25 protein-coding genes are annotated in these 25,806 nt (G+C 55.9%); 12 read left to right on the top strand and 13 right to left on the bottom strand.

Going from position 1 to position 25,806, the window contains the following annotated elements; translation table 11 throughout:
- Positions 1–333: 333 nt before the first annotated feature.
- Together TU92_RS13875 and TU92_RS13870 are read right to left on the bottom strand one after the other, a co-directional pair.
- Positions 334–627, bottom strand: coding sequence for a DUF1161 domain-containing protein (locus TU92_RS13875; protein WP_112167808.1), 294 nt, complete (start codon positions 625–627; stop codon positions 334–336).
- Between the two features lie 46 nt (positions 628–673).
- Positions 674–1,042, bottom strand: coding sequence for a DUF1283 family protein (locus TU92_RS13870; protein WP_112167807.1), 369 nt, complete (start codon positions 1,040–1,042; stop codon positions 674–676).
- Between the two features lie 133 nt (positions 1,043–1,175).
- On the opposite strand from TU92_RS13870, the gene TU92_RS13865 reads away from it, so the two are divergent.
- The gene (locus tag TU92_RS13865; RefSeq protein ID WP_112167806.1) at positions 1,176–1,502 is read left to right on the top strand and encodes a YnfA family protein; all 327 of its coding nucleotides are present in this window, start codon (positions 1,176–1,178) and stop codon (positions 1,500–1,502) included.
- Between the two features lie 9 nt (positions 1,503–1,511).
- Here TU92_RS13865 and TU92_RS13860 read toward each other — a convergent pair whose 3' ends face one another.
- Positions 1,512–2,417, bottom strand: coding sequence for a LysR family transcriptional regulator (locus TU92_RS13860; RefSeq protein ID WP_112167805.1), 906 nt, complete (start codon positions 2,415–2,417; stop codon positions 1,512–1,514).
- Between the two features lie 310 nt (positions 2,418–2,727).
- Between TU92_RS13860 and TU92_RS13855 the strand changes: the two genes are divergently transcribed.
- Positions 2,728–4,023: an NCS2 family permease gene (locus TU92_RS13855; protein ID WP_112167804.1), complete on the top strand. Its 1,296-nt coding sequence runs from the start codon at positions 2,728–2,730 to the stop codon at positions 4,021–4,023.
- 127 nt (positions 4,024–4,150) lie between these two features.
- On the opposite strand, the gene ydfG is transcribed toward TU92_RS13855, so the two are convergent.
- The 8 genes from ydfG to TU92_RS13815 form a co-directional block, all read right to left on the bottom strand.
- Positions 4,151–4,900, bottom strand: a complete 750-nt coding sequence (gene ydfG / locus TU92_RS13850; RefSeq protein ID WP_112167803.1) for a bifunctional NADP-dependent 3-hydroxy acid dehydrogenase/3-hydroxypropionate dehydrogenase YdfG — start codon at positions 4,898–4,900, stop codon at positions 4,151–4,153.
- Positions 4,901–5,023: 123 nt separating this feature from the next.
- Positions 5,024–6,079, bottom strand: coding sequence for an aldo/keto reductase (locus TU92_RS13845; protein ID WP_112167802.1), 1,056 nt, complete (start codon positions 6,077–6,079; stop codon positions 5,024–5,026).
- Positions 6,080–6,126: 47 nt separating this feature from the next.
- Complete coding sequence (locus TU92_RS13840; RefSeq protein ID WP_112167801.1) at positions 6,127–7,572, bottom strand: MFS transporter; 1,446 nt, start codon at positions 7,570–7,572, stop codon at positions 6,127–6,129.
- Between the two features lie 105 nt (positions 7,573–7,677).
- Complete coding sequence (locus TU92_RS13835) at positions 7,678–8,766, bottom strand: ABC transporter ATP-binding protein (protein WP_112167800.1); 1,089 nt, start codon at positions 8,764–8,766, stop codon at positions 7,678–7,680.
- A complete protein-coding gene (locus tag TU92_RS13830) occupies positions 8,767–9,735 on the bottom strand; it encodes a carbohydrate kinase family protein (protein WP_244207791.1) in 969 nt (322 codons plus the stop codon).
- A gap of 4 nt (positions 9,736–9,739) precedes the next feature.
- On the bottom strand, positions 9,740–10,579 hold the full coding sequence (locus TU92_RS13825; protein ID WP_112167798.1) for a carbohydrate ABC transporter permease: 840 nt from the start codon (positions 10,577–10,579) through the stop codon (positions 9,740–9,742).
- Positions 10,576–11,478 carry a carbohydrate ABC transporter permease gene (locus TU92_RS13820; protein WP_112167797.1) on the bottom strand — a complete coding sequence of 301 codons (903 nt, stop codon included), beginning with the start codon at positions 11,476–11,478 and terminating at the stop codon, positions 10,576–10,578. The genes TU92_RS13825 and TU92_RS13820 overlap by 4 nt, the downstream gene beginning before the upstream one ends.
- A 73-nt stretch (positions 11,479–11,551) precedes the next feature.
- Positions 11,552–12,802 (bottom strand): extracellular solute-binding protein, encoded by a 1,251-nt coding sequence (locus TU92_RS13815; RefSeq protein ID WP_112167796.1) that lies wholly within the window; start codon positions 12,800–12,802, stop codon positions 11,552–11,554.
- A 307-nt stretch (positions 12,803–13,109) separates the two neighbouring features.
- On the opposite strand from TU92_RS13815, the gene TU92_RS13810 reads away from it, so the two are divergent.
- The 10 genes from TU92_RS13810 to TU92_RS13765 all read left to right on the top strand — a co-directional run bounded on the left by TU92_RS13810 (position 13,110) and on the right by TU92_RS13765 (position 23,842).
- Entirely contained in the window at positions 13,110–14,282 is a 1,173-nt protein-coding gene (locus TU92_RS13810) for an ROK family transcriptional regulator (protein ID WP_208640470.1), read from the top strand.
- A gap of 117 nt (positions 14,283–14,399) precedes the next feature.
- Positions 14,400–15,734 (top strand): guanine deaminase, encoded by a 1,335-nt coding sequence (gene guaD, locus TU92_RS13805; protein WP_112167794.1) that lies wholly within the window; start codon positions 14,400–14,402, stop codon positions 15,732–15,734.
- Positions 15,731–16,369, top strand: coding sequence for a TetR family transcriptional regulator C-terminal domain-containing protein (locus tag TU92_RS13800; protein WP_112167793.1), 639 nt, complete (start codon positions 15,731–15,733; stop codon positions 16,367–16,369). Before guaD ends, TU92_RS13800 begins: the two co-directional genes overlap by 4 nt.
- Positions 16,366–17,790, top strand: a complete 1,425-nt coding sequence (gene xdhA, locus TU92_RS13795; protein ID WP_112167792.1) for a xanthine dehydrogenase small subunit — start codon at positions 16,366–16,368, stop codon at positions 17,788–17,790. Before TU92_RS13800 ends, xdhA begins: the two co-directional genes overlap by 4 nt.
- Positions 17,783–20,173: a xanthine dehydrogenase molybdopterin binding subunit gene (xdhB, locus tag TU92_RS13790; RefSeq protein WP_112167791.1), complete on the top strand. Its 2,391-nt coding sequence runs from the start codon at positions 17,783–17,785 to the stop codon at positions 20,171–20,173. Before xdhA ends, xdhB begins: the two co-directional genes overlap by 8 nt.
- Positions 20,174–20,184: 11 nt before the next feature.
- Entirely contained in the window at positions 20,185–20,979 is a 795-nt protein-coding gene (gene xdhC, locus TU92_RS13785; RefSeq protein ID WP_112167790.1) for a xanthine dehydrogenase accessory protein XdhC, read from the top strand.
- Positions 20,980–21,105: 126 nt separating this feature from the next.
- Complete coding sequence (locus tag TU92_RS13780; protein WP_112167789.1) at positions 21,106–21,756, top strand: NAD(P)H-binding protein; 651 nt, start codon at positions 21,106–21,108, stop codon at positions 21,754–21,756.
- Between the two features lie 219 nt (positions 21,757–21,975).
- Positions 21,976–22,671: a GntR family transcriptional regulator gene (locus TU92_RS13775; RefSeq protein ID WP_112167788.1), complete on the top strand. Its 696-nt coding sequence runs from the start codon at positions 21,976–21,978 to the stop codon at positions 22,669–22,671.
- Positions 22,672–22,970: 299 nt separating this feature from the next.
- A complete protein-coding gene (gene tssD, locus TU92_RS13770) occupies positions 22,971–23,405 on the top strand; it encodes a type VI secretion system tube protein TssD (RefSeq protein ID WP_112167817.1) in 435 nt (144 codons plus the stop codon).
- The gene (locus tag TU92_RS13765; RefSeq protein ID WP_112167787.1) at positions 23,402–23,842 is read left to right on the top strand and encodes a hypothetical protein; all 441 of its coding nucleotides are present in this window, start codon (positions 23,402–23,404) and stop codon (positions 23,840–23,842) included. The genes tssD and TU92_RS13765 overlap by 4 nt, the downstream gene beginning before the upstream one ends.
- Before the next feature lie 93 nt (positions 23,843–23,935).
- Here the strand turns inward: TU92_RS13765 and bcsG are convergent, their stop codons facing one another.
- Positions 23,936–25,579: a cellulose biosynthesis protein BcsG gene (bcsG, locus tag TU92_RS13760; RefSeq protein WP_112167786.1), complete on the bottom strand. Its 1,644-nt coding sequence runs from the start codon at positions 25,577–25,579 to the stop codon at positions 23,936–23,938.
- The gene (bcsF, locus tag TU92_RS13755; protein WP_112167785.1) at positions 25,576–25,806 is read right to left on the bottom strand and encodes a cellulose biosynthesis protein BcsF; all 231 of its coding nucleotides are present in this window, start codon (positions 25,804–25,806) and stop codon (positions 25,576–25,578) included. Before bcsF ends, bcsG begins: the two co-directional genes overlap by 4 nt.

Here is a 25,806-nt window from a genome sequence, read left to right as displayed (position 1 = left end):
AATCAATAAGTTAAAGCGTGTTTTAATAAGTTTATTGCCAGCCATACCCCCTCCCGGCCTCCCCCTTCGCAGGGGGAGGAGCAAAGCAAACCTGCTCAGTGCCTTTTTTAATAATGATGGGATGGCAGGGTTTTGCGCCACACGCGGGAGTCACAGAACACGTCCATCGTTTTCGCGATAGCGCGTGTTTGGAAAAGCGAGGGAGATCAAAGAGGGAGGCGTTTTCCTCCCTCTTTGGCGGTTTCGGCGGGGTGAGTTAAGTGATCACTGCACGTGAGAAACCGAAATATTCTCGGTCAGATTTAAGCCGCCCATACAGCGGCATTTGTACACTTAATTACTGTCCTGACTCGTCCCGGTTTTAGGGCTGGAATTGCTCTCATCCCCTGCGCCAGCGGTCTTTGTATAGATAATCTTCTGGCTATCATTACCGCAATGCCCGACGACTTGTCCACCGGCCTGATCTGCCTGATCGTTTGGCACAATATCCAGTTTGAAACCTGACTCCGGCAAACCGTTAGCGACGATTTTCTGGGTGATATCCGCTTTTACAGTATCACAGGAAGCCTGGGCGACGAGCGGAGCCAGCATCACAACGGCAAGTCCGGCTAATAGTGTCTTTTTCATCATTCATTCCTTTTATGAAAATCACAGTATTAATGAGTTTAGCAGATTACGGCGCAAGTAACTGACGGCCTGTACGGCGGTCAAGGCAGCGCTCAGTATTCTCTTCCCAATACGCATTAACGTTCTGGCTGGCGTTGCATTTATCTCGCAGATCAACCGAGTTGTCGTACTTGGAATAATCTTTTTCTGCACGCTGATTTTTCAATGCGCGCAGGCGTTGGGTTTCATTCCATTGCTCTTTGCTCTGGCGTGCTTCTTCGTTGCTCATGGCGTCATTGCCGCTACCGCCAAAAACACAGGTCCCGCCCGCGCAGTTGGTGGCGGCCATTGCTGACGCTTGCCAGGCTGCGGTCATGACCAGCAGGGCGACCGGCAATACGCTGCGGGTCAGTCGGGACATAAACGTTGTATTCATTAGCTCATCCTTATAATTTACACATCGCTCAGGCGAATATATCAAGTATAACATCCCGCTGATTGACGTCATCCTCTGACAGGAAACTGGTTGATTTCTTATTGAACCTCGGACTCTAAACCTGAAAATGATCATGCTCAAAACGTCTTTACTGTTCTTTGCGACTGCGCTGGCGGAAATCATCGGCTGCTTTCTGCCTTATCTCTGGCTGCGCAAAGGGGGCAGCGCATTGCTGCTGTTGCCTGCGGCGCTGAGTCTGGCGGCGTTTGTCTGGCTGCTGACGCTGCATCCGGCGGCCAGCGGGCGGGTGTATGCGGCTTACGGTGGGGTTTATGTGATGACCGCCATGTTGTGGCTGCGCTTTGTCGATGGCGTAAAACTCAGCACTACCGACTGGATCGGTGCCTGCGTAGCACTGGCCGGTATGCTTATCATCATTTCCGGCTGGAAAGCGGCTTAATGCGATAAATTATTGCGATAAACGTTCCATCATCACGATCACTTTCTGAATGACTATCTGCGCTGCGCGTGACAACTGACGGCGCGGGGCGACGCACAATGCCAGCGTCAGCGGTTTCGCCGTGCGGCCCTGCAAGGGGACAAATGCCAGCCGCTTTTCTTGCAAATCGGGTAAGACATCCAGCAGGCTGAGTACGCCGACACCGGCGCCTTTACGGATCAATTCACGCATCATCCGCACGTCATTGCAGACGATCGACGGCGTTTCCAGCAACTGATAACGGTTATACAGCAGTTTGGCGCGGGCGTTGACCATCAGCGGTTCCGACGGAATGATCTGCCGGTAAGCCGCGATATCACTGAATGACAACGACACCTGCCGCGACAGCTCGTGCCCGACCGGCATCGCGATGCCAATCGGCAATTCCGCAAAGGCGCGCACTTCCAGCCCGGTGTGTTCGACCGGGTCGAGCAGCAAACCGAAATCCACTTCTGCCGAACTGACCTGCTCGCTGATATTGCGGCTGTCTTCGATGCGGATATCAAATGTGAGATAGGGATGTTCTTTGCCCACTTCGGCAATCAGCTCCGCCACCATGCCTTCGCTGAGCGCGGCAATCATCGAGATGGTAACGTGTCCGCGGCGTAATCCCTGGATCTCATCGAATCTTTCGCGGGTACGGGAAAATTCTTTTCGCCAGCGACGAATGTCATCGAACAGAATTTCACCCGCCGAGGTCAGCTTCAGCCCGGTCGGGAGACGCTCAAACAGCGGTGTTTCCAGCGTTTGTTCCGCCTGCAAAATCTGCCGGTTGATAGCCGAAGCCGAGACGTGCAGCACTTCGGCCGCTTTGCGCAAACTTCCTGTTCGGGCAACTTCCGTAAAATATTGCGAAAAACGGGAGAAGGGTGACATAGGTGTACTAATTTATGCAGTGAATAAGTGAGATATCTATTATGGACTGCATCACTCATTTTTCCTAGATTGTGCGATGCCCCTTTGTAAAACAATGTCCTCAGGTTGTTTAACGTACAAAGTGGCAATGACAGGGTTCGTCAAAACACGTTTTTAGCTCGTGTTCCGCTATCAGTACAGGCAGTGGGGCGAATTGTGGCATCCCTCACTGCGGGCGCGCGGGCGTGTTTTGAAAAACAATACTAATAACAAGCGTGCGCTATTTGATCGCCAGATGAAAAGTGATCACGCGACCAAGAGATTTCTTCTCATGTTAGAAAAAATATTTAAGTTAAAAGCTCACCGCACTAACGTGCGCACGGAGATTGTGGCAGGACTGACTACATTTTTAGCAATGGCATATATTCTGTTCGTTAACCCGTCTATTTTGGGCGCGACGGGTATGGATAAAGGTTCCGTTTTTGTCGCGACATGTCTTGCTGCCGCAATCGGTTCCGCACTGATGGGCTTCATTGCAAACTACCCGATCGCGCTGGCGCCGGGCATGGGATTAAACGCCTTTTTCACCTACACCGTCGTTTTGCACATGGGTTATACCTGGCAGATCGCGTTAGGTGCGGTGTTCCTTTCCGCCTGTATTTTCTTCGCGTTATCCATCTTTAAAATCCGAGAGTGGATCATCCGCAGTATCCCGCTGCCGTTGCGCTCGGCGATTGCCGCGGGTATCGGTTTATTCCTGGCGCTTATTGCGCTGGAAAACGCCGGTATCGTAATTGCAAATCCGGCCACGCTGGTAGGTTTGGGCGATCTGACCAAACCGGGTCCGCTGTTCGCCATGCTGGGCTTTATTCTGATCGTGGTACTTGAAGCGCGCAGAGTCACCGGTGCCGTGCTTATCGGCGTATTGGCCGTAACCGTACTGGCTATCGCGCTGGGTTATTCCGCATTTGGTGGGATCATGTCGATGCCGCCGTCTATCGCGCCAACCTTTATGCAACTCGATATCAAAGGCGCATTCAACGTGTCGCTGATAAGCGTTATCTTCGCATTCCTGTTTGTGGATGTGTTTGATAACTCCGGTACCCTTATTGGTGTCACCAAACGCGCAGGGCTGTCGGACGAAGACGGCAACATCCCGAAAATGGGTCGTGCGCTGGTGGCTGACAGTGCCGCTGCGCTGTTCGGTTCTTTACTCGGGACGTCAACCACGACCAGTTATATCGAATCAGCTGCGGGCGTGAGCGCCGGTGGACGTACAGGGCTGACGGCGATTGTGGTTGCCATTCTGTTCCTGCTGAGCCTGTTCTTCGCCCCGCTGGCCGGTAGCGTACCGGCTTTCGCCACTGCACCAGCGCTGCTGTTCATTGCGGTATTGATGACGTCAGGTCTGGCGGAGATTGACTGGAAAGACATCACTGTCGCCGCCCCGGTCACCGTGACTGCGCTGACCATGCCATTCACGTATTCCATTGCTAACGGCATCGCGTTCGGTTTCATCACCTGGACACTGTGCAAATTGCTGAGCGGCCGCTGGCGTGAGCTGAATTCCGCGCTGATCGTGCTGTCGATTTTGTTTGTAATCAAACTGGGCTGGCTGAGCGCGTAATTCGTCATCAGTGAGTGGAAGGGCGCGGGCAGGTTTGCCGCGCCTTTTTTGTTTATGGCCGTACCGGAGAAATAAAAAAAGCAGCCGAAGCTGCTTTTTTATTTTTCATTGCATTAAGGAAGCAAGATTACTCTTCGCGATGCACCTGCAAACCAGCGAGGGACTGGCTGACGGGCATCATTTCAATACTGTTGATGTTGACGTGCGCAGGCAGCGTTGAAACCCAGAAGACGGATTCGGCGACGTCTGCGGCGGTCAGCGGGTTGGTGTTGTCGTAGGTTTTGCTGACTTTCTCATCGTCACCTTTAAAGCGCACGCTGGAGAATTCAGTGCCGCCACACAGGCCCGGCTCGATGTTGGTGACACGCACGTGGGTGCCGTGCAGGTCGGTGCGCAGGTTCAGGCTGAACTGACGCACGAACGCTTTGGTGGCACCGTACACATTGCCGCCCGCGTACGGCCAGTTACCGGCGGTGGAGCCGATGTTGATCACGTGACCGATATTACGTTCAACCATGCCCGGCAGAACGGCGCGGGTCATGTACACCAGACCTTTGGTATTGGTGTCGATCATTTTATCCCAGTCTTCCAGCGATGCTTTGTCGGCTTTTTCCAGACCGAGCGCCAGACCGGCATTGTTCACTAGCACGTCGATGTTGCGCCATTCGGCAGGCAGGCTGTCGATGGCATCCTGAATAGATGCGCGATTAGTGACGTCCAGTTCGACAGGGTATAACGCGTCTCCCAGTTCGGTTTTCAGATCATCCAGACGCTCTTTGCGGCGGCCGGTGGCAATGACTTTATGACTTTCTTTGACAAACTTACGTGCGATTTCTGCACCAAATCCGGCGGTGGCGCCGGTAACAAAAATAATCATCCCGGTATTCCTCTGTTTTAAGCAAAGTGCGCCTGTGGCACACAAAAAGACGCTGTCAGTATTAACACAAAAATAACGAGACCGGCAGGGTAAGCCGGTCTGCGTTGGTATCATTTTATTGCATTACTTTTTCAGATAAGGCGCGATCAGCGATAAATCCGCCGCAGAGAGGCGGTCTGACGCCGTCTGTGCCTGATGCCAGTAAGGATACAGTAACGGCAACTGGCTGACAGCATTGAGTTTTTCAGTCTCTTCTGTTGTGAGCGTGATGTCGGCCGCCTTCAGATTGTCTTGTAACTGGGTATCGTTGCGTGCGCCGACGATCACCGACGTCACCTGCGGTCGTGCAATCAGCCACGCCAGCGCGATTTGCGCCGCAGAGACGCCACGGGTTTCGGCGATGTCTACCAGCACATCCACCACGTCGTACAACGCATTTTCATCACGCACCGGCGGCTCGCCCCAGTCGGCCAGATGGCGGGTGCCTTCTGGCGCGGCCTGATTGCGACGATATTTGCCGGAGAGCAATCCACCGGCCAGCGGGCTCCAGACCAGCGTGCCGAGGCCCTGATCCTGCGCCGCAGGCAGTAATTCGTATTCGGCTTCGCGCGCCTGCAAGGTGTAATGGATTTGCTGGCTGACCGGGCGGATATAATGGCTGGCTTGCGCGACGCCCAGCGTTTTCATCACATGCCACGCGGAAAAGTTCGAGACACCCACGTAACGCACTTTACCGCTACTGACTAAGTCATCGAGCGCGCGCAGTGTTTCTTCCAGCGGCGTCTGGCCATCCCACTGATGCAGCTGATACAAATCAAGATAGTCAGTGTTCAGACGCTTCAGGCTGGCTTCGCAGGCGCGCAGGATGTGATGACGCGATGAGCCGCGATCGTTCGGGCCATCGCCCATCGGGAAGCGGGCTTTACTGGCGATCAGCACGTCGTTGCGTTTGCCGCCCAGCGCTTTGCCAAGAATGACTTCAGATTCACCGCCTGAATAGACGTCGGCGGTGTCGAACAGGTTGATGCCTGCGTCGAGACACAGCCCGATCTGGCGTTGTGCGGCTTCGACGTCAGTCTGGCCGGTTTTGGCGAATTTCCCCTGGCCACCAAAGGTCATGGTGCCGAGGCTGAGAACTGAAACTTTCAGGCCGGAGTGGCCTAATAAGCGGTATTCCATGGTATTTCTCCATTTTTCGGATACTGAATTTCAGTCTGGCTGCGCCTTTATTTATCCGACGTAGCCGGTTGGGGTACAGATTCTTTTTTCTGTCGCAGTTCATCACCCGCTGTCTTATCCAGCGTCAGGCTGTCGAGCGTGCCTGCCAGCGAAAACACACCGATAATGATGAAAGCAATGTGGAACGTCCCCACCTGCAGCGGGTCGCTGGCGGGTAAAAAGTGTCCGGCAATGCGCAGCGAGAGCGCACCAATAGCAATGCCGAGGCCGGTGGACAACTGTTGTGCGGTGTTAAACAGCGTGTTGGCGCCGCCCATCTGCTCACCGGGAACCTGAGAAAATGCCAGCGTATTGAGCGCCGTGAACTGCATCGACCGGGTCATGCCGCTGACGAACAGCAGTAACAACGTCAGCGCAGTGGGCACTTCGGGCGTTAACAGGGCGCAGGCAAAAATCGTCGCCGAATTTAGCAGGCCGTTAACCAGCATAATCGACTTAAAGCGGAAGCGGTGCAAAATCGCCGAAGTAAAAGGCTTCATCGCCAGATTTCCGGCAAATACTGAAAGCACCAGCAAACCCGCATCAAAGGCGCTCATGCCGTAACCCAGCTGGAACATCAGCGGCAGCAGGAATGGCAGGGCACCGATGGCGATACGAAACAGTGAACCACCGTAAATCGTGACAGCGTAACTTCTGATTTTCAGCGCCACCAGCGGCAGCAAAGGATGTGCCGTGCGCTTTGAATGCCATACCGCCAGCGCACCCGCAATCAGTGCGCCACCGACCATCACGACGGGTTTCCAGTCGATCTGACCTTCGTTGAATTTATCCAGCCCGAAGATCAACCCCAGACAGGCCATGCCGGTGAGTACAAAACCGGTGACGTCAAACGGCACGCCTTTCTGCCCCGGCGCCTGCGGGATCAGCCTGCGGGCGAACAGCAGCGCCACCATCCCTAAAGGAACGTTGAGGATAAATATCCAGTGCCACGAGGCATAAGTGGTAATAAAACCACCGAGCGGCGGTCCGAGGATCGGGGCGACCAGACCGGGCCAGGTAATGGTGGCTATCGCGCGGATCAAATCCGATTTTTGGGTATTTTTCAGCACCACCAAACGCCCGACGGGCACCATCAGTGCACCGGCAAAACCCTGCAACATGCGCGCTGCGGTAAAGGTTTCGAGGCTGACGCTGGCGGAACACAAAATCGAGGCGAGGGTGAAAAGAACAATCGCCAGCGAGAAGATATTGCGCGTGCCAAAGCGGTTAGCAATCCAGCCGCTGGCGGGAATAAACACCGTGAGCGTCAGAATATAAGCCGAGACGCCGATGTTCATGTCTACCGGATGCACGCCGAAGTCTTTCGCCATTTGCGGCAGTGCCGTGACGATCACCGTTGCATCGAGATTTTCCATGAAGAATGCCCCTGCGACCAGCAGCGGCAGCGCGGAACCCGGGGGCAGCGAGAATTTTTTGATGGGGAACAAGCTCATAGAAGGTAAGCGCGCTAATTAATCAGGCAAAGTCTGAGCATAGCGCATCGGGGAGAGGCGTCAATGACAGAAACACCTTCCCCGCATAAGGAAGGCGTTTAAAAATCACTCCTCCGCCAGCCGTTCTCCCGTAGTGGCATCAAACAGATGAATGGCGTCGCTGTTGGCTTCGAGATACAGCGGCTGATCGGCGCTGACGCGCGCCCGACCGGCAAACTGAACGTGCAGCGGGAAGCCGCTCCAGTCGATGTGCAGCAGGCTGCTTTCGCCGGTGACTTCCAGCAGGCGCAGCGTCGCGGCGGGCTGGGCGCTGTGTTGCACCGGACGGAGATCGTGCGGGCGCAGGCCGAGCGTGACCGGCAGTCCTTCGCAATGCCGCGCCTGCAATGCCCATTTCTGCGGCAGCGCGAACCACAACTGTTCGCAGGTGACACCCGGCTTTCCATCGATGCTCTGGAACACGCCGCTGAGTAAGTTCATCGGCGGAGAGCCAATGAACCGTGCCACGAAGGTGTTTACCGGTTTATCGTAAATGGACAGCGGATCGCCCTGTTGCACGATAAACCCGTCTTTCATCACCACGATATTGTCCGCCAGCGTCATCGCCTCTACCTGATCGTGCGTCACATACACCGTGGTGGTGCGAAACTGCTGATGCAGCGATTTGATTTCGGCGCGCAGCTCCATACGCAATTGTGCGTCGAGATTGGAGAGCGGTTCATCGAACAAAAACACTTTTGGATTACGCACCAGCGCGCGACCCATCGCCACACGCTGACGCTGGCCGCCGGACAGATCTTTCGGTAAGCGTTTCAGCAGATGGTCAATGCCCAGCACTTTCGCCGCCTGCTGAACTTTCGCCTGCTGTTCGGCTTTGGGCACTTTTTTTACCTGCATATGGAACGCCATATTCTCGGCCACGGTCAGGTGCGGATAAAGCGCATAGCTTTGAAATACCATTGCGATGTCACGATCGGCGGGGTCGAAATTATTAATCTGCTGTTTATCGAGCAGAATATCGCCGTCCGAAAGGGACTCCAGACCGGCCAGCAGGCGCAGCAGCGTCGATTTCCCACACCCGGACGGGCCGACCAGTACGGTGAAACTGCCGTCAGGAATGGTCAGATCCAGCGGTTTCAATACCTGCACTTTGCCATAACGTTTGGCGACTTTTACCAGTTCTACCAGAGCCATTTAGAGTTTCTCCACAAGGCCAAAAAGCGATTGCCAGTCAGGGTAACGGCGCGGGGAACTGCTGATCGCACAACCGGCGACGCGCACCCCCCATTGCAGCGCCGTGGCAGGCGGCAGGCCATAAATCAGCGCGGATAAAAATCCGGCATTAAAACTGTCTCCGGCACCGATGGTATCGACGACGTCCACCAGTTCGGCGTGCTGATACAGGGTCAGCGCGGCTGACCACAAACGCGCACCTTCAGGCCCACATTTTGCAACACAAAAGGCACCGTCTGCCATCTGCGAAAGCAGGCGGTGAGCGGCGGCGTCGAGCGTGACGTCATCTGCCAGACCGAGCGTTTCGACTTCATTGAGCAGCAGTGCATCGCAGAACGGCAGCCAGTTTGCAGCCTGTTCGCGCAGCGCGTCGCTCCAGTCCTGCGGCGGCCAGCCGCTGTCGACGGCGACGTGATAACCGCGCTGTTTAAGCGTGGACAGCAGCTGCGGATAGTCCGCGTACAGCGCGGTACACAACCAGGTGCCACAGAGCAGTACCCAGTCGCCGGGTTGTGCGGTTTCCGGTAACTGTCCGAGCACGTCCTGCATCGAAAGGCGAACGATATGCCCCTGATTGCTAAAGAATGTGCGTTCATGATCCGGATGCGTCACGCCGAAGGTCAGCGAGGTTTCGCAATCGGCGGTTGGCCAGCCGGGCGCGCTTTCTGGAAACAAACCCGCAAGCCAGCCGGTGAATTGATCGTTACCCTGATTGGCGACCAAACGGTGCGGCGTATCGAGCGCCGCCAGCGCCAGTGCACAGTTACCGGCGGATCCTCCGGGGCGCAGCGAACTGCTGTCGAGCATCGCTTCGGTGCCTTTTTTCGGCCATTCGTGCAGCGTGCTCATGATCAGATCCACGTTGATATTACCGACCACGAACAGCGTGGCGGATGAGTCAGGTTTCTTCATTCTTGTCACGTTTCCCATGGGCTTACCCCTTGCTGCCGCCAGCGGTTAACCCGCTGACCAGTGTTTTTTGCAGCCAGAGTGCAATAAAGAGCGGCGGAATGGCCGCAAGAATGCCGACGGCGGCAATCAGCCCGTCATCGGTGGCGCGCCCGGCGGTGAAACCGGCGATGGTGACCGGCAACGTCTGGGCGTCGATATTGTTGGTAAACAGCAGCGCGTAGAAGAATTCATCCCACGCCAGCAGCCAGCCGAACATCGCCGAGGCACCGAGCGCCGGTTTTGCCAGCGGCAGCGTAATGCGCAGCAGCACCTGCCAGTAACGCAGCCCGTCGAGGCGTGCGGCCTGTTCGATGTCAATCGGCAGGGCGTCGAACTGGTTTTTCAGCATCCATGTCAGAAACGGCAGAATCATCGAGCAATACACCAGGATCAGCCCGAGATGCGTATTGAGCAGCGAAAGCTGTTGCAGGATGAAGTACAGCGGCAGAACGAACGCCACCGGCGGCACCATGTAAATCGCCAGACTGCCGAACAACCAGCCGTCACGGCCAGGATAGCGCGAGAAACTGTACGCCGCCGGAATGGCCAGCAGCAGGGAGATGAGCGTTGCACCGCAGGCGACCAGCAGGCTGTTGCCGAGCGCGTGTAAGAACAGCGCGCCGGGCTGCCCGGTCTGCAAAGTCAGCAGGCTGGCGTAACGGCTGAAATCCCAGTGGCGCGGCAGCCATTCCAGTGGAATGCGGGTCAGATCGGCCGCCGAGCTGACGCTCATCAGGAACATCCACACCAGTGGCGCAAGGATCGACGCGGCCAGAACCAGCGCGGCGAGATAGCGCAGAATAAGCCGGATTTTCTGTTTCATTCGACGCTCCCTGAACGGCGCTGACGCAGCAGCATCACCATGTAAATCAAAATGAGCAGGGCACAAATCAGCGTCATGAGTATCGCGTAAGCGGCACCGCTGCCTGCGCGCAGATAACTGAAGGATTCCTGATAGACAAAGAAACTGACGGTTTTGGTGCTGTCGAGCGGGCCGCCGCGGGTCATGACATAAATGATGTCGAAGATTTTAAACGCGTCAATGGTGCGCAGAATCAGCGCCACCGCCAGCGGTGCGGCAATGGCCGGTAAAGTGATTTTACGAAAACGCCTGAACGCGGATGCGCCGTCCAGACGCGCTGCTTCAAACAAATCCTCCGGTATCGTCTGCAACGCCGCCAGCACCAGCAGGGTGATCAGCGGATAGTTCTTCCAGATATCCGCGAACATCACGGCGTTAATGGCCGATGACGGGTCACCGAGCCAGCTTCGGTAGGTGTCGATCAGGCCAAGCTGCGTGAGCAGGGCGTTGATGCTGCCGTAATCGGGATTGAAATTCAGCCGCCACATGGTGGCGTTGACGATAGTCGGCAGCGCCCACGGCAAAATCACCAGGACGCGCAGGGCGCTGCGCCCCCAAAACTGCTGATTGAGCAGCAGGGCAACCAGCACACCGATAAAGCCTTCAATGATCACCGAGACCACGGTGAAATAGAGCGTGCGCCAGAGTGCTTCGCGAAAATCCGGATCGGTCAGTGCGTAAAGAAAGTTGTCGCTGCCCACCCAGTTGGGCGCAGAGCCGTCACCGATAAGTCCGGCGTCGGTAAAGCTGAGCCACAGCGTGCGGGCCAGCGGCCAGGCGGTCAGCAGGAACATCATCAGCAGCATCGGCGCGAGGAGCACCCAGGCCTGACGACGTTCACGTTGCGGTAATGTAAGCATGCTTGATTCCCGGCCCGTCATCATGAGGAGATGACGGGCTGTAGTGTTGGCTTAAGAGTATGGTTTAAAGCAATTAACGTAAACGGTCGGCGGCTTTGGTTGCGGCTTCCATACCGTCTTGCGCCGGGGTTTTCCCCTGCAATACCGCCTGAATGTTTTGCTGCAAAATGTTCGACAAACGGGAGTAATCCGCCGTCACCGGACGCGACAACATCACATTTAGCGACGTTTTAGCGGCGGCGATCAGCTGTTCCTGATCTTTCTGCACGGCCGGATCGTCATAAGAGGATTTCCAGATTGGCAGGCTCAGTTTGGCGTATTTGTTCTGCACCGGCTGGGAAGTCATGTAGCTGATAAATTCCCACGCCTGATCCGGATGCGCACTGGCTTTAGCGATGCCCAGCCCCATCGAACCGTTGACGCCGGATGCGCCACCCGCTTCACCCCCCGGAGCCGGAACTACGCCAACGTCACCCGCCACTTTGCTTTGTTTCGGGTCATTGGCCATGTTGTACATGTACGTCCAGTTCAGCGCGAACGCCGCATCGCCGTTGGAGAAGGATTTACGCACGTCCTCTTCCAGATACTCGCGGGAGTTCGGGTTGGTCAGCCCTTTATCCAGCGTCTCTTTCATGTAGTTGATGGCTTTCATGGCGCCGGAATTCGTGAAGTTAAGCTTACCGTCTTTATAGAAATCGCCTTTGAAGGCGGAGACCAGCGTGGTGTAGTCGCACAGCAGCGCTTCAGACTGCGACCAGCTCCACACCAGCGGATACTTGACGATGCCTTTTTCTTTCAGGATAGCCGACTGCTTCTCAACATCAGCCCAGGTTGCCGGTGGCGTCGTGATCCCGGCTTTTGCCAGCATGGCTTTGTTGTAATAGAGATATTTGGTGTCGAGGATCCACGGCATACCCCAGCGTTTATCTTTGTAGGTCACGGTGGAAATGGCACCGTCGAAGATCTTGTTGCTTTCCTCTGCAGGAATACGCGCAGTGACGTCCTGCAACAGGCCATATTTGTTGAATTCGGCAGGCCAGATAGCATCGAACAGCACCACGTCATACCCTTTGTCACCTGCACCGCGTGCGGCGACGATTTTGTCGTGCAACGCTTCGTACGGCACAAACTCCAGATTCACTTTGATGTCCGGATGCAGCCTGGTGAAATCAGCAGTCATCGCGCGGATATCCGCTTCGCTGTACGCCGCCTGAGTCATAAACAAGGCGCTGAGGGTGGTGTCCGCCAAAACGCTGGCCGAATAACCGAAAGTAAGGGCAGAAAGGGCGCACAGGGTCGCCGCTGGGGTAAGTCGCAGGCTCATCGTCATTCTCCGAAACAGGGTTAAATTTATTAAATCAATTTGATTGCTTTAATCGGCTAAAAAAAATGGGAAGGCATATTTCTGCCAGTCCCTGCGTCCCTGCCGGATTGTGCTACTGGGTCTGAAGGTGAATCTCAAAAACGTCTGCAAGTGAATAGTGACTGGCGATTATTATTAACATGCCAATAACATTCAAAGCTGTGATGACACCGTCAAATTCATATACTGATATTTATAAAATCAATTTGATTGCTGTAATCACTCTCCGCATACTGCCCGCAAGGTCTTCACCGTGGAGAGGGATGTGATTACAACGTCGGGTACCAATCTTGAGCACGCCCGTGCTCACAATCGTCGGGTCGTGATTGAAGCTATTCGCCTCAACGGTGAGCTGACCCGCGCCGAAATTGCCCGGCTGACGTCGCTCACGCCACAAACCGTGTCCAACATCGCCACCGAGCTCGAACAGGCGGGGATCCTCTCCTCCCACCTGCCGCGCCGCGCGGGCGGACGTGGTCAACCAGCAACGCCACTGACACTCAATCCTGACAGCGCCTATTCCATCGGCATCCATCTTGATCATCAGTCGCTGCTGATTGTGCTGGTCGATCTCACCGGAACGGTCCGCTTTCGCAGTCTGATCCGGGTACAGAAACCGCAGCCAGAGCCCACGCTGGCTCTGATTGATCAGGTACTGCAAGAAATGCGCCAACAGGTAAAAATTGACTGGCGGAAAATGTTGGGCATAGGCGTGGTGATGCCGGGACCGTTCGGCGTGGAGGGGATTTCCTCACAGGGCCCGACCACGCTGCACGGTTGGGACGACGTCGATATCGAAGCCCATCTGAGCGCGGCAACGGGGTGGCCCGTGACCCTTGAAAATGATGCCACCGTGGCAGCCATCGGCGAGCGTTTTCACGGCGTGGCCAAGCAATTATCGTCCTTTGTCTATTTGTATATCGGTACCGGTCTGGGCGCAGGCATCTTCACAGACGGTCGAATTTACACCGGTCATGCACACAATGCGGGCGAGGTCGGCCACATTGTGGTGCAACCGGGCGGTCGCGAATGCTATTGCGGCAACAAAGGTTGCCTCGAACGTTACCTTTCTTTGCAGGCGGCTTACGAAGCTTGCGGCCTGGATCCGGCTTCAGCGATGCCGGAAGACCTGCTGAATGTTGATGAAAAACGCTTCGGTCAATGGCTGGATACTGCCGTTGAACCCGCCTGTCAGGCCATCAATATCATGGAATGTGTGTTCGACGCGCAGTGCGTGATCATCGGCGGCACCATGCCGAAACCGCTGGTGGAGAAGCTGATTCAGCGCCTGACGCCGCTCTACAACTCGGTGCGCAGCCGTTATCCGCAGAACGCGCGTATCCGCCTTGGGATGTCCGGCAGTGACACCGCCGCACTCGGCGCCGCCGCGTTGCCCATCTTCGATGAATTCAATCCGCAGTACGAGGTATTGCTGAAGTAAAACTCCCCGCCGTAAAAAACATCCAAACGGTCTGACCGATTGGTCAGATTTGGCATAAGCTTTGCAAATGTTCTGTTATCAGTCATCAATCAGAATGTTGCAGAAAAGGGCTATGCCATGAGTCAAATCATCACCCGCGCGGTTCGCGGAAACTTCTTTGATATCCGTGAACCGGTGTTAAATCCGCACGAACTCGAGGCGCAGGTGCGCTATATCGAAGACGGACTGATGCTGCTGAGCGGCGGGCATATCGTCTGGCTGGGCGACTGGCGGGAAGGCGAGGGGAAGCTGGCGCAGGCGCGGCAGACTGCCGGTCTGGAAATAGATGATTATCGCGATAAGCTGATCGTGCCGGGCTTTGTCGATACCCATATCCACTATCCGCAAACCGAAATGATCGGTGCTTACGGCGAGCAATTGCTCGAATGGCTGCAGCGCTATACGTTCCCCACTGAACAGCAATATCACTGCGCGGATTACGCCAGGCGCATGTCGAAATTCTTCATCGAACAGTTATTACTTAACGGCACCACCACCGCGCTGGTGTTCGGCACCGTGCACCCGCAGTCGGTCGATGCGCTGTTTAAAGAGGCGTCCGACATCAACATGCGGCTGGTGGCGGGCAAAGTGATGATGGATAAAAACGCTCCCGACGGGCTGCTGGAAACGCCGGAACAGAGCGAAGCCGATACGCGTGAGCTCATCGCGCGCTGGCACAACCGTCAGCGGCTGAGTTACGCGCTGACGCCGCGCTTTGCGCCGACATCCTCACCAGAGTTGCTGCAAAAAGTCCGCCTGCTGAAAGAGGAATTCCCGGACGTTTATCTGCATACCCATCTGAGCGAAAACGTCGCAGAGCTGTCTTGGGTGAAGGAGATGCACCCGGCGCATCAGCACTATCTGGATGTCTACCATCAGTACGGCCTTACCGGTGAACGTTGCGTGTTTGCGCACTGTCTGCATCTGGATGACAGCGAGTGGGATTGCCTGCACGACACCGATTCCACCATCGCCTTCTGCCCGACCTCCAACCTGTTTCTTGGCAGCGGCTTGTTCAATTTGCAGAAATCCTGGGAGAAACAGATCCGCGTCGGTATGGGCACTGACGTCGGCGCAGGCACCACCTTCAACATGCTGGAAACGCTGTCGGAAGCTTATAAGGTCGGGCAACTGCAACGTTATCGCTTATCCGCCTTTGAAGCGTTTTATCACGCCACGCTCGGCGGCGCGCGGGCGCTGCACCTCGATGACAAAATCGGGAATTTCAACGCCGGTAAAGAGGCGGATTTCGTGGTGCTCGAGCCGGGCGTCAGCGCACTGCAAAAACTGCGCGCCGCTAACAGCGAAACGCTGGCCGAAAAATTGTTTGTGCTGATGACCCTTGGTGACGACCGCAACGTGTTCTGCACCTATATCGACGGCGAACTGGCCTACGCGAGGGAACGTTCATGATGAATAACGAATCGGGCGGCAAAATCCGCCTGGCACGCGAGCGTACGCTGGAAAATATTCACGCGGCAGCGATTGCGGAATTCAGTGAAAAGGGCTTTCAGGGGGCGACCACGCAGGCCATCGCCCGGCGGGCCGGGCTTAAAAAAGCTCAGCTGCATTATTACATCGCCGGTAAAGAGGAATTGTACGAAGAGCTGCTGCAAAAGGTGCTGAAAGTCTGGGGTGACATCATCCAGTTCGACCCGACACTCAGCGAACCGGACGCGGTGCTTAGCCGGTATATCCGCAACAAGCTGAACTTCTCCTTTGACCAGCCTGAGCTTTCGCGCATTTTCACCAGCGAGGTGCTGGGCGGCGGGCACTATTTGCACAAATACTGGCCGCAGGCGACGGCAAACATTACCGGCAAGGAAAACCTGATCCAGGGATGGATCGCCCAGCAGAAAATCCGTCCGCTGGATGCGCGACTGTTCATCATGCACATCTGGGCGGTGACGCAGTATTACGCGGATTTTGCGGTGCAGGTGAAGCATATGTACGGAGATTTTGAAGGCGATAACGCAGCGCGCGAGCACATCATTGCAGAAGTCACCACGCTGATTTTGAACGGCTGTAAAAAGGGAGAAGGCGCATGATCCAATTTTTAATGAACGGCAGGATCCACACCGAAAACAGTCTTCCGGCCGATACCACGGTATTGCAGTACCTGCGGCAGAACGCCGGTCGCTGCGGCACCAAGGAAGGTTGTGCATCCGGTGATTGCGGCGCGTGCACGGTAGTGCTTGCTGAACCGCAAGGCGATGCGCTCAACTACCGCACGGTCAACGCCTGCCTGACGTTTATGCCTGCGGTCCATGGAAAACAGCTGATCACCGTGGAAGATTTGAAACATCGCGGCGAACTGCATCACGTCCAGCAGGCGATGGTGGAAAATCACGCCTCGCAGTGCGGTTTTTGCACGCCGGGTTTTGTCATGTCGTTGTTCGCTTTAGAAAAAAAAGTTGCGCTGGAAAATCAACGCCCGGTATTTGATGTTGAACACACGCAGCAGGCGCTTTCCGGCAATCTTTGTCGCTGCACCGGCTATCGCCCGATCATGGCGGCGGCGAAAGACATCTGCCAGCAGCCGCAGGCCGATCAGTTTGATGCGGATGCGCTGAATACGCTGCAAAAACTGCGCGCGATGTCTGCCAGTGAAGAACCGACTGATATCGAACAGCTGGCGCAGTTATTTTGCGCAGAGCCGGATGCGCGTCTGGTGGCTGGCGGCACCGACCTGGCGCTGGAGGTCACACAACGCTTCCAGCGGCTGCCGAAACTGATTTCCCTCAGCCATATCGATGCCCTCAAAGAGATTACGCTGACCGGTCAGGCTATTCATATTGGCGCAGCGGCCCCCCTCAGCCAGTGTTTGCCGGTGCTGCGCGAAGAGTTTCCCGAATTCGGCCATCTGCTCGAACGCTTTGCATCGGAGCAGATCCGCAATCAGGGCACATTCGGTGGAAATATTGCCAATGCGTCTCCTGTCGGTGACGGCGGCCCGGTCTTGCTGGCACTGGGTGCTACGCTGCTGCTGCGGCTTGGCTCGCAGCAACGCGAATTGCCGCTGGATCAGTTTTTCCTCGGTTACCGCAAAACGGCATTGCAGCCTGGTGAGTTTATCGAGCAAATCCGCATTCCGCGTGCGACCTCAGCGGCGCGTCAGCTGCGGGTGTATAAAGTCTCGAAACGGCTTGAAGACGATATTTCAGCGGTGTGCGCCGCGCTGCACATCGAAGTGCAAAACGGCGTGGTCATCCATGCCCGTATCGCTTTTGGCGGAATGGCGGAAGTGGCTAAGCGCGCGTCCGGCTGTGAGGCACAACTGCTCGGTCAGCCGTGGCAGACCGCGACAATTGAGCGTGCGTGTCAGGCGCTGGAACGGGATTTCACGCCGATCAGCGATTTTCGTGCCAGCCGCGAATACCGCATACAGGTGGCAAAAAATCTGCTGCGCCGCTGTCACATCGAAATGACCTCTCCTGAAACGCTGATGCGGGTAACTCACTATGTCTGAATCCAAACCTGAACTTTCGCAACAGCAGATGGAAGCGCTGTTCCGCGCCGGTTTACAAAGCGGTGTCGGAAAAAGTCAGCGTCACGAAAGCGCCGATAAACACGTCAGCGGCGAGGCCGTATACGTGGATGATCGTCTGGAATTTCCCAATCAGTTACATCTTGTGCCGCTGCTCAGCCCGCATGCACACGCCGATATTGTGCATATCGATACCGAACCTTGTTATGCCGTGCCCGGCGTGGTGCGGGTGATGACGGCAGAAGATGTGCCGGGCAATCTGGATATCGCACCTCTGACCCATGGCGATCCGCTGATGGCTCTGGGCCGCGTGGAGTACGTGGGGCAGATAGTGCTGGTGGTTGCTGCCACGTCGATGGAGGCTGCCCGCGCCGCCGTCGCGCTGGCGAAAGTGGAGTATCAGGTGCGTGATGCTGTGCTGACCATTAAACAGGCGCTGTCGCTTGAACATTACGTCGAGGAACCCCATCAGCATAAACGCGGCGACGCGCAGATGGCGCTGGCCTCAGCGAAACATCGTTTGCAGGGCGAGCTGGAAATCGGTGGTCAGGAGCACTTTTATCTGGAAACGCAGATTGCCTCGGTGATGCCTGGTGAAGACGGATCGATGCTGGTGTACAGCTCGACGCAGCACCCGACCGAAGTGCAAAAGCTGGTCGCGTCGGTGCTGGGTTTGCCCATGCACAAAGTGGTGGTGGATATGCGCCGCATGGGCGGTGGGTTTGGCGGTAAAGAAACCCAGGCGGCGGGCACGGCCTGTCTGGCAGCGCTGGCGGCACATCTCACCGGACGTCCGGCGAAAATGCGGCTGGCGCGGCAGGACGACATGCTGATCACCGGTAAACGCCATCCGTTTCACGTCAGCTACGATGTGGGTTTTGATGACGACGGCGTGATCCACGGCATCGACATCAAACTGGCCGCCAACTGTGGCTATTCGCTGGATTTGTCCGGTTCTATCGTCGATCGCGCTATGTTCCATTCCGACAACGCCTATTACCTGGGCGATGCGCTGATCACCGGCTATCGCTGTAAAACCAATATGGCGTCGAACACCGCTTACCGCGGATTTGGCGGCCCACAGGGGATTGTGGCGATCGAGCATATCGTCGATCACATTGCCCGCGAGCTGGCGTTAGATCCGCTGACAGTACGCAAGAACAACTACTACGGACAGGAAACCCGCAACGTCACACATTATCATCAGCCCATCGGGCAAAACCTGTTGCAGGAAATGACGCAGCAGCTGGAAGAGAGTGCGGAATACGCCGCCAGACGTGACGCTGTCACTGAATTTAATCGTGTAAATCCGTATCTGAAGAAAGGTCTGGCGCTGACGCCGGTGAAATTCGGCATCTCATTCACCGCCAGCTTTCTTAACCAGGCCGGGGCGCTGGTGCTGGTCTACACCGACGGCAGTATCCAGCTCAACCACGGCGGCACCGAAATGGGTCAGGGGCTGAATACCAAAGTGGCACAGGTTGTCGCCGAGGTCTTTCAGGTGGATATCAGCCGTATCCAGATAACCGCCACCGACACCGGCAAAGTGCCGAATACCTCGCCGACCGCCGCGTCATCGGGTGCCGATCTCAACGGCAAAGCCGCGCAAAATGCTGCTGAAATCATCAAAGGGCGGATGGTGGAGATGCTGATGCGCGTCCACGATGCGGCTGAAACTGACGTGAAATTCAGCAACGGCCAGGTAAGAGTGAAAGATCTGTATTTCAGTTTTGAGCAGGTCGCCACTCAGTGCTGGCTCAATCAGGTGCCGCTTTCCAGCACCGGCTATTACAAAACGCCGAAAATTTTCTACGATCGCAACAAAGCGGCCGGGCATCCGTTCTATTACTTCTCCTACGGGGCGGCCTGCGCCGAAGTCCTGGTGGATACGCTGACCGGTGAATACAAACTGCTGCGTGCCGATATCCTGCACGATGTCGGAGATTCGCTGAATCCGGCCATTGATATCGGGCAGGTTGAGGGCGGATTCGTGCAAGGCATGGGCTGGCTGACCACCGAAGAACTGGTGTGGAATGATAAAGGGCGGCTGATGACCAGCGGTCCGGCGGCTTACAAAATTCCGGCAATCGGTGACATTCCGCAGGATCTGCGCGTGAAGCTGGTGGAGAACCGCAAGAACCCGGAAGACACGGTGTTCCATTCCAAAGCCGTCGGGGAACCGCCGTTTATGCTCGGCGTTTCGGTCTGGTGTGCGATCAAAGACGCAGTGGCCAGTCTTGCCGATTATCGCGTCCACCCGCACATCGATGCGCCCGCCACGCCTGAACGGGTGCTCAGCGGGGTGAATCAGCTGCGATTCTCAGGTGACGTTGTCACGAATATCGTTGATAAAATGGTCAGCTAACGGAGGTTCTCATGCGTACTGATGACTGGGTGACCCGTTTACACGATCTGCAAACCCGTGGCGAACCCTGCGTAGTAGCAACGCTGGTCGATCAGCAGGGTTCGACGCCGCGGGATGCGGGATGCAAAATACTGATCACCGCTGACCAGCTTTTTTACACGCTGGGCGGCGGCAATCTGGAATTTCAGGTCACGGCGATTGCCCGCGAGATGCTGCAAAAGGGCGAACAGAACAGCCGTTTTGAACGCTTTTCGCTGGGCGCACGACTGGGACAGTGCTGCGGCGGAATGGCTTCGGTGCTGCTTGAACCGCTGGGACATCCGCAACCACAGGTGGTGGTGTACGGCGCAGGCCACGTCGGCAGGGCGCTGGTGAATATTCTCAGCACACTGCCGTGCCGCATCACCTGGGTGGATGCCCGCGCCAGCGAATTCCCCGCGCAGGTCGATGCACAGATTACCTGCATCGTAGACGAAGAACCTGAAGGCACGGTGGCGCAGATGCCCGCGGGCAGCTATTTCATGGTTCTGACTCACGATCATCAGCTGGATTTTGCACTGAGCGAGCGGATCCTCAAACGCGGCGATTTTCGCTACTTCGGCCTGATCGGCTCCGAAACCAAGCGAAAACGCTTCGACTATCGTTTATCCGGTAAAGGGATTTCAGCAGAGCAACTGATCCGCATGCGTTGTCCGATTGGGTTGCCTGACGTGCGTGGCAAACTTCCGGCAGAAATCGCCGTGGCGATCGCCGGGGAGTTTATTGCAGCCTATGGGGCGCACGCGCAAATCAATGGCGTTTTTTAAACTCCAAAGTGCCAAAGCACCGGCGAAAGAAGTCACAGTGGCGGCTCCGCTCGCTTACAAAGCGTGAAATTCGATGTGCTACAGTTAAAGGGAAATAAACTGGAATGAAAAACGTCAGGAGGCGTAATGACTAAAGTTGCAATCGTGGGAGCACACGGTCAGATAGGCAAACTGATCATTAAACATTTGCGGGCGCAGGGGCTGGAAGCAATCGGCATCGTGCGTAAACCTGAACAGTTATCGCAGATGGAAGCGCTGGGTGCAGACCCTGTGCTTGTAGATATCGAAAATGCCAGCGCGCAAGAACTGGCGAACGGGCTCAAAGGCGCGGATGCCGTTGTGTTTGCCGCCGGCGCCGGAGGCGGTTCTACAGCTGAACGCAAACATACCGTCGATTACGCGGGCTCTGTCCTTCTGGCGCAGGCTGCGCAGTTGGCAGGGATACGCCGTTATGTGCAGATTTCAGCGATAGGTGTGGATGACCCGCTAAAGCCGGATACCGACCCGGTCTGGAAAGCCTATGTTGAAGCCAAACGCGATGCCGATATCGAACTGCGCAAAAGCGGGCTGGACTGGACGATCATCCGTCCTGGGCCGTTAACCGATGATGCCGCCACCGGGCTTGTCACCTTAAACGAACATGCCGGCAGAGGCGAAGTGACCCGTGAGGATGTGGCGCTGGTGGTGGTCGCCGTACTGCAAACGCCGTCAAGCACCGGCAAACAGTGGGAGTTACGCGGCGGAGATACGCCGGTCAGAGATGCAGTCACCCTTTAACTCTCGTATTCATTTCCCTCCGTTCTGACACTGTCTTCCCGGAAAATCGGGGAGGCAGTGTTTTGATATGTCTCAACGATAAGTTTGGTGAGAGATATGTGCGGGCTTTGTAACAATCCTGTGCATGATTTACGACTGAAATCCTCCCTAAAGAGTGCTAATTTAGGCGCAAATAAAGCGTTGATGTAAAGACCGGCATAAGAGGTTATATCGCATTCCATGAGCACTAACACCACCACTGCTAAACAGCTGGAAGTTCAGCGAATCGCCGAAATTTTATCGAAAGCCATCGCTCAGCAAAGGCTGCGCCCCGGAACACGTCTGGTGGAGTCTCAGCTGGTTGACGCGCTGGGGGCAAATCGCAACCACGTTCAGGTGGCGCTTCAGCGTCTGGCCATGCAGCGCATTGTGACCATCGAACCCAACCGCGGCGCGATGGTGTCTCAGCCTACCGCAAAAGAAGCCCGTGAAGTGTTTATCGCCCGCCGCGCCATCGAGCGGGCAATTGTTGAGAGCATTACACCGGACGTCATGCGCACTCATCGTCAGCGGATCAGTAGTCATATGCGTAACGAACGTGTTGCCACCGCTTCAGAAGACCGCCGCGCCATCGTGCGTGAGCTCAGCGAGTTTCATCTGATCCTCGGTGAGATTTGTGGCAATAGCGTGCTGAGTGAAATCCTGTCGAATCTGATGGTGCGCAGTTCGCTTATCGTGGCGCTTTATCAGCGTAACGAAGTGCCTTCCTGCCAGTGCGATGAACACGAAGCGATCATCAACGCGCTGGAAGCGGGAGACACCGTGCAGGCGGCGGAAATCATGCAGGAGCATCTCGACGATCTGGAAGGTGTGTTAGACCTTGATGATGCGGATGCGGGAGAAATCAACCTGCGGCAGGTCTTGTCCGATTTGTAGCGGTGAGAAGACAAATGCGCCCGCAGGGCCGGGCGCAAATCAGTTTTTAGCCGTTATTGACCTTTAACTCGATTGTTTAGGTTTTATCGAAATAACGTTTAGTCAAAATTTTATACAACAAAGGCCGGATTATTCCGGCCTTTGTTTATTTAAATCAATAACCTCCCCGTTACCGAATTTTCAGGCTGTACAAAAATTGACGCCAATTTGACTTAGGCATAATTTAATTCCACTGCGAAAGCGGCAGGTTAGCCAGCATGTTTCGCGCTGGCTCTCTCTTTAAAATGGAGTTTAAAACTATGGCTATTCCAGCTTATCTATGGCTCAAAGACGACAGCGGCGCGGATATTCGCGGCTCTGTCGACGTTGCGGGCCGTGAAGGCAGTATCGAGATCCTCGGCCTGAATCACGGCGTCACTCTCCCCACAGACAACGCAACAGGCAAACCCACCGCCACCCGCGAACATTCCCCCTACAGTTTTGACAAGGAGATCGACGCTTCCAGTCCCTATCTGTACAAGGCTGTGACCTCCGGGCAGAAGCTCCAATCAGCAGAAGTGAAGTTTTATCGAATCAATGACGCCGGTCAGGAAACTGAATATTTCAGCGCCGTAATGGAAGGCGTGACGGTTGTCAGCGTGGGGCCGATCATGTACGACGTCAAATCTCAGTACGGGGAAAAGCGGAACCACCTGGAAGTGGTGGAGCTGAGGACGGTTGAGGTCGTGCGATGAGGCGGCTCCTACTTCTGAGCCTGTTCCCATGTCTGGTCTGGGCGGGTGGAAATCTTGCAGACTGGCCAGCCACCCTGAAGGGCGTCGAGTCGGGCGAAAAAGCCTGGCTTGCGAAGGTCCCGGAACTTGCGGCCACGGCGGACGTTAAGCAGGCCGCTGGTCTCGAAGATGCACTTTCTAAGGCGTTGCCAAAGAACACCACGGGCGTTCTGGACGCACTCGGCACCATCGACGCAAAAACATGGCCCCATATGATTGGGACCGACATCGTCTGTGGCGTTCCCGTTGAGCTATACACCAGTGACACTATGGTTGAAGATTATTACCAACGAACCCGTCTGGCCCTGCTGGAAACAGACAAAGGAGCAACCTGTCTGTGGATCCTTGAAGCGACATACGAGGAATGGAAAGCAGACAACGCCCGTAAGGTTAAGTAATGTTACCTCCTAAAGTACAAAGCTCGGTCGTCTGACCGGGCTTTCCTCACCACTGTGCTCATTACGGCGATTGTGCAGCGCCATCCCGCACAATCAACTCGGATACGGTACCCAGCCTCCGCCATTCAACCGGATGTAGACTTTCCCCTGATATTCCATCACCACGGCGTTTTCATTTTCTGAAACCAGTGGTGTCTGCGGCAGGTTGGCGCTGAAGGTTTTCCAGTCCATTGACGGGCTGGTAAAGACTTTGCCGTCCACGGCGCGGGACACCATTTCGGCGATGGCCAGATAGCTGCTTGGCGCGTCGATCTTCATCGGTGAGGCACTGTGCGGCGCCTGCATGCCAAAGAATTTCACGCCGACCGGGATGTGCGTGATGCCAGGGCTTGGGATATCGCGCAGGCCGGAAATCTGCATTTTATCGCCAACCAGCGCCGCGCCGTGCTCCGGAACCACCACCAGCATCACTTTACGGCCTGATTTTTCCAGCTGATCCATAAAGGTATTCAGATTGTTGAGCAGGGTTGTGGCACGGCTGCGGTAGTCGGCGCTTTTGTTGCTGCCGACGTAACGGTTGCCGTCATGTAAAGGGATCAGGTTGAAGAACGTCGCAGTGCGCGCGGTACCGGCTTTTTCCTGATTCTCCAGCCAGCGGGTGAATAACTGCCCGTCGTTGAAGATAGGCGAACCGTCAAAAGAGGTCAGCTCATGGCCGAGACCTGCCTGCGACATCAGCGGGGATTTCATGTCGGCGTCGTCGCGCAGGTTGCCGATGTAGTTACCGAACTCGCCGGTGTGATCCATTGCCAGCTGGGAAGTGAAGCCCAGACGCGCCAGATCGTCGAACAGATAGCATTGCTGTCCGGCGGACTGATACAAATTGTGATGCGATGGCTGGCCACAGCTGGCGCGCAGCAGGCGGATGGACGCCGGGCCACTGTAGGCGGTCGCCGAGTTGAAATTGCTGAACACATAATCAAAACGCGACCACAGCGGAGAAGTGGAAAGATTAACCGCGTCCAGATCCGCCCAGGCCAGTGAACAGATATTTATCACCAGCAGATCAAACGGCTGCGCGTCAGCAGGCAGGGCGTCCGGGAAACGCACCGTCCGGCGGCTTTCGTTCTGGTAGAACTGCTCTAAATAGGCGCTGAGATTGGCATCCGTCGGCGGGCCGTTGACTTTATTGTCCGTGCCGGACGCGGCAACGGGCTGTGCGGTTACCGTCGGTTGCACTGCTGCCGTTACCGGCTTTGATGCGAAAAACGGGGTGACGAGGAAGCTCAAATTCACCCACAGCAGCGCGGCGACGGTGAAGGTCGTCAGGCGGATCCACTGTGAGACGAACAGATACCCCACCAGCAGGGCGAAACCGACGCCGATCCACTGCCAGTTGATGAAGCGATCAGCCAGCTCCAGCAAATAGCCCATACTGAAACCGGTAACGTCCGCGCCCTGACTGACAATCGAGCGCCAGCCCGGCAGCCAGGTGTCGTGATACAACAATGCCAGCCCGAATGGCAGGGCAATCCACTGACGCCAGCGGTGCACTCGTAAGGAAGGCAGCGGGAATAACAGCACGGCGGCGAAAATCAGGTTACTTAGCGCATCAAAATTCAGATAACCCTGCCAAAGCAGTACAAATTTGAGCAAAAAATAGTAGTTCCAGGCGCCGAGGCCGCGCCAGGATTGCCAGACCCGCAAACGCGGTGCAGAAGGTTGTGATGCTTTCATAGTGACGTTTTGGATTTCCCTGTAGCAGGAGACGCTTCTGCCTGCGCGGCGCGCTGGCGGTGCTTATTGACCATGCTGATGGTGATGGGTGTTAAATAGCGCGGTTTGAAAAAACGTGCAGCCAGCTGGTTCTTCCAGCGCGGCACACGGCTGCGCAGCGCATAACCCAGCGGGATAAAAAGGATCGCCGCCAGGATAAAAATCTCAATGATGTCGCTGATATTCAT

The sequence above is a fragment of the Rahnella inusitata genome, assembly GCF_003263515.1.
Classification (GTDB): Bacteria; Pseudomonadota; Gammaproteobacteria; order Enterobacterales; family Enterobacteriaceae; genus Rahnella; species Rahnella inusitata.
The sequence above is the reverse complement of the archived record's forward strand: the minus strand, read 5'-3'. Positions and strand labels throughout refer to the sequence as shown.